Annotated in this window: 1 protein-coding gene; it reads left to right on the plus strand. The window is 71.6% G+C overall.

Features of this window, described 5'->3' with window-relative positions:
• A partial coding sequence (locus ABD901_RS57785; protein ID WP_345144775.1) for a non-ribosomal peptide synthetase occupies positions 1-8,041 on the plus strand: 8,041 nt, incomplete at both ends.

Below are 8,041 nucleotides of genomic sequence, written 5' to 3' on the forward strand. Positions count from 1 at the left end.
TGGTCGGCACGCCGATCGCCAACCGGAACCGGGCCGAGATCGAGGGGCTCATCGGCTTCTTCGTCAACACGCTCGTGCTGCGGACGGATCTGTCCGGCGACCCCACCTTCGCCGAGCTGCTCGGCCGCGTCCGGGCCCGCACCCTCGACGCGTACGCCCACCAGGACCTCCCGTTCGAGCAGCTCGTCGACGAGCTCGGCGTGGTCCGCGACCGCTCTCGCACCCCGCTGTTCCAGGTGCTGTTCAACTACTTCACCGACGACGGCACGGCGGAGGAGACCGGCACCGACGCTCCCCGGCCGGTGCTCGCGAAGTTCGACCTCCGGCTGATCCTGTCGGAGCGCGGCGACCGCCTGGCCGGCTCCGTGCACTACTCGACCCAGCTGTTCGACGAGGCCACGGTCCGGCGGATGATCGGGCACCTCGTGCGGCTGCTGAGCGGGCTGGCCGGCGACGCCGGGGCGCGGTTGTCGCGGGTCGACCTGCTCAGCGCGGCCGAGACGGCACAGGCGCGGCAGTGGAACGCCACGGACGCGCCGGTGCCGGCGGTGGCCGGCGTGCACGAGCTGGTGGCGCGTCACGCCGGCTCGGACAGCGCCGCGGTGGTGTCCGAGGGCGAGGCCTTCACCTTCGCGGTGGTACTCGCGCGGGCCAATCGGCTGGCGCGGTACCTGCGGCGGATCGGGGTGGGCCCCGAGTCCGTCGTCGGCCTGGCGGTCCCGCGCGGGGTCGACTTCGTGGTCGGCGTCCTCGCGGTGTGGACGGCCGGCGGGGCGTACCTGACGCTCGACCCGGCCGCTCCGGCCCAGCGTTCGGCGTTCATGCTGGCCGAGGGCGGCGTATCGGTGCTGGTGGGTTCGGCCGACACGGTCGGCGACCTGCCGGTGGGCCGGCTGCGCACGGTGCTGCTCGACGACCCGATGGTCGAGATCGAGCTGGCCGGGCTGCCGGACACGCCGCCGGCCGCCGACCCGGCACCCCCCGCCCGCACGGCGTACGTGATGTTCACGTCCGGCTCGACCGGCCGCCCGAAGGCGGTCCAGGTCACCCACGCCGGGCTGGTGAACTACGTGGCCGGCGTACCGGACCGGCTGGGCATCGGCGCCCCCGGCGCGTCCTACGCGCTGCTGCAGCCGCCGACGACCGACTTCGGCAACACGGTGGTGTTCACCGCCCTGACGACCGGCGGGTGCCTGCACTTCCTGAACCCGGCGTCGGTGACCGACCCCGAGGCGGTCGCGGGCTACCTGGCCGAGCACCGGATCGACTACCTGAAGGTCGTGCCTTCGCACCTGGCCGGCCTGGCCGACGGCGTCGCGCTGGAGCGGCTGATCCCGGCCCGGGCGCTGGTGCTGGGCGGCGAGGCCACCCCGGTCGACCTCGCCCGGCGCCTCGTGGCCGCCGCCGGCGACCGGGTCGTGGCCAACCACTACGGCCCGACGGAGACCACCATCGGCGTGGCGACCACGCGGCTCACCGACGCGGTGCTCGACGACACGGTCACCCCGATCGGCGCGCCCCTGCCGAACCTGCGGCTGCACGTCCTCGACCGCTCCCTGCGCCCCGTCCCCGTCGGCGTCCTCGGCGACCTGTACGTCGGCGGGGCGGGACTCGCGCGGGGGTACCGCGGCCGGCCGGAGCTGACCGCCCAGCAGTTCGTTGCCGACCCCTTCGCCGGCGACGGATCCCGGCTGTACCGCACCGGCGACGTCGTCCGGCGCCGGCGGGACGGGCGGATCGCGTTCCTCGGCCGGGCCGACGACCAGGTCAAGGTTCGCGGGCACCGGATCGAGCCGGCCGAGATCCAGGCCGCGCTGCTCGCCCACCCCGCCGTCGCGGCCGCGATCGTCGTCGCCGACGGGCAGGCCGCGCAGCGGCGCCTGGTGGCCTACCTCGTCCCCGCCGACGCCGACGCCGGTATCCCGGCCGTGGCGGAGCTGCGCGCGTTCCTGAGCGCCCGGCTGCCCGAGCCGATGATCCCCGCGGTGTACGTCGAGATGGCCGCGATCCCGCTGACCCCCAACGGCAAGCTCGACCGGGCGGCACTGCCCGGCGCCGACAGCGCCCGGCCGGATCTGGCCGACGCATACGTGGCGCCGCAGGGGCCGGCGCAGCAGGCGCTCGCCGAAATCTGGGCCGCGGTGCTCGGCGCCGACCGGATCGGGATCCACGACAACTTCTTCGAGCTCGGCGGGCACTCCCTGCTCGCCACCCAGGTGGTGTCGCGGGTCCGCGCCGCGTTCGAGGTCGAGGTACCGGTGGCGGCGCTCTTTGACACCCCCACGGTGGCCGGGCTAGCCGCGGCGATCGATGCGGCGGCGCCGGGTGTGGTCGCGCCGCCGATTGTGCCGGTGGGCCGGGACGGGTTGTTGCCGTTGTCGTTCGCGCAGCAGCGGTTGTGGTTCCTGGCGCAGCTGGAGCCGGGTTCGGTCGAGTACAACACGCCGGTGTCGATGCATTTCTCGGGTGTGTTGGATGTTGATGCGTTGGCGGGGGCGCTCGGTGCGTTGGTGGGGCGGCATGAGGTGTTGCGGACGCGGCTGGTCGCCGGCGAGGACGGTGTGCCGTATCAGGTGATCGATCCGGCGCCGGTGCGGTTCGACCTGCCGGTCGTCGATTTCTCGGGGGAGTCGGATCCGGTTGTGGCGGCTCGGGCGTGGTTGTTGGTGGACGGTCGGGTGCCGTTCGATCTGGCGGTGGGTCCGTTGTTCCGGGCGACGTTGTTGCGGGTGTCGGCGGATGAGCATGTGGTGGCGTTGGCGAAGCATCATGTGGTCAGTGATGAGTGGTCGGCGGCGGTCTTGCGGCGTGAGTTGGAGGTGTTGTATGCCGGTGGGGAGCTGCCGGCGTTGCCGGTGCAGTACGCGGACTTCGCGGTGTGGCAGCGTCAGTGGCTGTCCGGTGCGGTGCTGGAGGCCGAGCTCGGGTTCTGGCGCGAGGCGCTGACCGGGGCGCCGGTGCTGGAGCTGCCGACGGATCGGCCGCGCCCCGCGGTGCGGTCCGTCGACGGCGCCGTGCTCGAGTTCGCGGTGCCGGCGGAGGTCATGGCGGGCCTCCGGCGGGTGGCTCGCGACGCGGGCGCATCGATGTTCATGACGTTGCTGGGTGCGTTCTCGGTGCTGCTGGGCCGGTACTCGGGCCAGGACGACGTCGTGGTGGGTACGCCGATCGCGAACCGGAACCGGGCCGAGATCGAGGGCCTGATCGGCTTCTTCGTCAACACGTTGGTGCTGCGCACGGATCTGTCTGGGGATCCGACGTTCGGCGAACTGCTGGGCCGGGTGCGGGAGCGGACGCTGGCCGCCTATGCGCATCAGGATGTGCCGTTCGAGCATCTCGTCGACGCGCTGGACGTGCACCGCGACCGGTCGCGCTCCCCGTTGTTCCAGGTCCTGTTCAACTACGTGACCGGCGAGGACGGGCAGCCGGCGCCGGACGAGGCCCGCGCGGTGGCCGCGCTGTACGACCTGACGCTGGTGGTGGCCGAGTCGGCGGACGGCTTGGCGGGCGCGGTCGAGTTCGCGACGGCGTTGTTCGACGAGGCGACGATGCACCGTCTGATCGGCCATCTGCAGCTGGTCCTGGCCGCGGTGGCGGCCGCTCCGGACGCAGCGTTGTCGGGTCTGGCGCTGATGTCGCCGCCGGAGTTCGCGACCCCTGCTCCCGTGACCTGGGACGGCATTAGCGGCGTGCACGAACTGATCGCCGGCTGGGCAGAGTCGGACCCGTCCGCGGTCGCGGTGCAGGCCGGCGAGGTTTCGCTGACGTATGGCGAGTTGTGGGATCGGGCGGGTCGTCTGGCGGGGTGGTTGCGTTCGGCGGGTGTGGGTGCCGAGTCGGTGGTCGGTGTGGCGGTCGAGCGTGGTGTCGATCTGGTCGTGGCGGTGCTCGGGGTGTGGCGGGCCGGCGGCGCCTACTTGGCGTTGGATCCGGGTTATCCGGCGGATCGGTTGGCGTTCATGGTCGCTGACGCTGGGGTGGGTGTGCTGGTTGGGCATCGTTCGGTGGCGGCGGAGCTGGCCGGTTTGGTGCCGGCGGTCTGCTGGCTCGACGAGCCGATTCAGGCTGTGCCGGTCGGGCCGGTGCCAGTGGTGGCGGGTCAGGCGGCGTGCGTCATCTACACCTCAGGTTCGACGGGTGTGGCGAAGGCCGTGGTCGTGCCGCATGCGGTGTTGCTGGGTGTGCTCGGTGGTTGGATGCGGGCCCATTTCGGCGATGCTGAGCGGTTGCGGTGGTTGTCGGTGGCGAGTGCGAGTTTCGATGTGTTCACCGGTGACGTGGTCCGTGCCCTCGGCTCGGGTGGGACGTTGGTGCTGGGCGCGGTCGGGCTGCAGCTGTCGGTGGGCGAGTGGTGTGCGGTCCTGGCCGGTCAGCGGGTGGAGGCGATGGAGGTCGCTCCCCGCTACGCCGATGCGCTGGTGGCGCATCTGGAGGACACCGGGACGGTGCTGGATGGGTTGCGGCTGCTGGTCGTGACCACGGATGTGTGGCGGCTCGAAGCGGCGGCCCGGGCCCGGCAGGTCCTGGATGCGCGGGTGTTGACCGCATACGGGGTGACCGAGGCCGGTATCGATTCGACGTTTGCCGAGCTTGGGGGTGGGGTTGGTCCGGCGCCGGTGGGTGGGGCGTTGCCGGGGACCCGCCTCTATGTGTTGGACGCGTTCCTGCGGCCGGTGCCGATCGGTGTGCCGGGCGAGTTGTTCATCGGTGGTTCCGGGGTGACGCGTGGCTATCTGGGTCGGGCTGAGTTGACGGCGTCGCGGTTTGTGGCGGATCCGTTTGGTGGTGGCCGGTTGTATCGGTCGGGGGATGTGGTGCGGTGGCGCGCCGATGGGACGTTGGAGTTCTTGGGGCGTAATGACGCGCAGGTGAAGGTGCGTGGGTATCGGATCGAGCCGGGTGAGGTCGAGCATGTCCTGCGCGCGCATCCGGAGGTTCGCGATGCGGTGGTGGTGGCTGATGCGGGTGGGGAGCGGCTGGTTGCGTATGTGGTGCCGGGGGTTGTGGAGGGGTTGCGTGGGTGGTTGCGGGAGCGGTTGCCGGAGTTCATGGTGCCGTCGGTGTTTGTGGAGTTGGCCGGGTTGCCGTTGACGCCGAACGGGAAGGTGGATCGGGCCGGGTTGGGTGGTGCCCGGGTGGCGTTGACGGGCGGGTTTGTGGCGCCGGTGGGGCCGGTGCAGGAGGTGCTGGCCGGGATTTGGGCCGAGTTGCTCGGCGTCGAGCGGGTCGGCGCGGCCGATGACTTCTTTGATCTTGGCGGGCATTCGTTGTTGGCGACGCAGGTGGTGTCGCGGGTGCGGGTGGTGTTCGGGGTTGAGGTACCGGTGGCCGCGCTGTTTGACGCTCCCACCGTCGCGGGGCTGGCCGCCGTGGTCGACGGTGCCGCGCCCGGGGAAGTAGCGCCGGCGATCGTGCCGGTGGACCGCGACGGGCCGCTGCCGTTGTCGTTTGCGCAGCAGCGGCTGTGGTTCCTGAACCAGCTCGAGCCGGACTCGCCCGAGTACAACACGCCGACCGCGATCCACCTCGACGGCGAGGTCGACGTGCCGGCGCTGGCCACGGCGCTCGGCGGGCTCGTCGCCCGGCACGAGGTGCTGCGCACGCGACTGGTCGCCGGCGAGGACGGGGTGCCGTACCAGGTGATCGACCCGGCGCCCGAGCGGTTCGACCTGCCGGTCGTCGACCTGACCGGCGAGCCGGACCCGGTGGCCGCGGCGCAGGCGTGGCTCGACGCCGATGCGGTGGTTCCGTTCGACCTCGCCACCGGACCGCTGTTCCGGGTCGCGCTGGTGCGCGTGATGCCCGAGCAGCACGTGCTGAGCCTGGCGATGCACCACGTGGTGAGCGACGAGTGGTCGGCCGGCATTCTCCAGCGCGAGCTGGAGGCGTTGTACGCGGGCGCGGAGCTTCCGGCGTTGCCGGTGCAGTACGCGGACTTCGCGGTGTGGCAGCGGCGGTGGCTGACCGGAGAGGTGCTGGACCGGCAGCTGCGGTTCTGGCGGGAGCGGCTCGACGGGCTGCCGGTGCTGGAGCTGCCGACGGATCGGCCGCGGCCGCCGCTGCACTCGAGCGAAGGCGCCGCGCTGGAGTTCACCGTCCCGGCGGACGTCGCGAACGGGCTGCGGGCGGTGGCACAGGGCGCGGGCGCGTCGATGTTCATGACGATGCAGAGCGCGCTCGCGGTCCTGCTGGGCCGCTACTCCGGCCAGGACGACATCGTCGTCGGCGCGCCGATCGCGAACCGCAACCGGGCCGAGATCGAGGGCCTGATCGGGTTCTTCGTCAACACCCTTGTGCTGCGCACAGACCTGTCCGGCGACCCCACGTTCGCCGAGCTGCTCGGCCGCGTCCGGGCCAGCACCCTCGACGCGTACGCCCACCAGGACCTGCCGTTCGAGCAGCTGGTCGACGCCCTGGACGTGGACCGGGACCGGTCGCGTACGCCGCTGTTCCAGGTGCTGTTCAACTACCTGACCGACGGCGGAGAAGCGGACCCGCAGGAGCTGCTCGTGCCGCGGGTGGTGCCCGCCAAGTTCGATCTGTCGGTCGTGCTCGCCCCGTCGGGGTCGGGCTTCGTCGGGTCGGTGAAGTACAGCACGGTGCTGTTCGACGCGGAGCGGATGGTGCGGCTGGTCGGGCACTTCGTGGAGCTGCTGTCCGCGGTCGCCGCGGCCCCGGATCGCCCGTTGTCGCTGGTGGCGGTGCTGACCGGCGCAGAGCGGCGGCAGCTGGAGCGCTGGAACGATACGGCGGCCGCGGTGCCGGCGGCAGGCGGTGTGCACGAGCTGATCGGTGAGCGCGTCGCGGCGGATCCGCACGCGGTGGCGGTGCGGTGCGGCGATGTCGTGCTGACGTACGGCGAGTTGTGGCAGCGCTCTGAGCTGTTGGCGTCGCAGCTGCGGCGTCTTGGGGTGGCCTCGGACTCGGTGGTCGGGTTGTGCGTGGGCCGCGGCGTGGAGTTCGTGGTTGCGGTGTTGGCGGTGTGGCGGGCGGGTGGTGCGTATCTGCCGCTGGACCCCAACTATCCGGTGGAGCGGTTGGCGTTCATGGTTGCCGATGGTGGCGCCTCGGTGGTGCTGGGCCAGCGGCCGGTGGCGGCGGAGCTTGCGGCCGCCGGTGTGGCGGTGACGTGGTTGGAGGATGTGCCCCTGGATGGCGCGGGTGCGGTGGCGTTGCCGGTGGTGTTGGGTGATCAGGCGGCGTATGTGATCTATACGTCGGGTTCGACGGGTGTGCCGAAGGGTGTGGTGGTTCCGCATCGGGGTGTGGTGAATCTGGCGGCGAGGCTGGGTCCGCTGTTGGATGCGGGTCCGGGTCGGGTGGTGTTGCAGTTCGCGTCGTTTGGTTTCGACGCGGCGGTCCTGGATGTGGCCACGGTGCTGTGTGCGGGCGGCGAGCTGGTGGTCGCGTCGGACGTGGAGCGTTCGGATCCGCGAGTGTTGTCGCGGTTGATCCGTGATGCCGGGGTGACGTCGGCGAGTGTGGCCCCGTCGCTGCTGTCGCAGCTGGATCCGGTAGAGGTGCCGGGCGTCGGGACGTGGGTGGTGGGTTCGGAACGGGTTGGTGCGGGTCTGACGGGGGCGTGGGCGGGTCGGTCGCGGATGTTCAACGCGTACGGTCCGACGGAGGTGTCGGTCCTGGCGACCGTCATGCCCTGTGTTGCTGGGGATGCGGGCGACCCGCCGATCGGTGGTCCGTTGGGCAATGTGCGGGTGCGGGTGCTGGACCGTCTGCTGCGGCCGGTGCCGGTCGGGGTGCCTGGTGAGTTGTTCATCGGTGGCGTCGGGTTGGCGCGTGGGTACGCCGGTCGGGCGGAGCTGACCGCGGAGCGGTTTGTCGCGGATCCGTTTGCGGGTGATGGTGGCCGGTTGTATCGGTCGGGGGATGTGGTGCGGTGGCGGGCCGATGGCCGGTTGGAGTTTGTGGGTCGGGCGGATGCGCAGGTGAAGGTGCGTGGGTTCCGGGTGGAGTTGGGTGAGGTTGAGGCGGTGTTGCGGGAGCATCCGGCGGTCGATGATGCGGTGGTGGTGGCGGATGGTGA

It is taken from the genome of Dactylosporangium darangshiense, assembly GCF_039537565.1.
Taxonomy (GTDB): Bacteria; Actinomycetota; Actinomycetes; order Mycobacteriales; family Micromonosporaceae; genus Dactylosporangium; species Dactylosporangium darangshiense.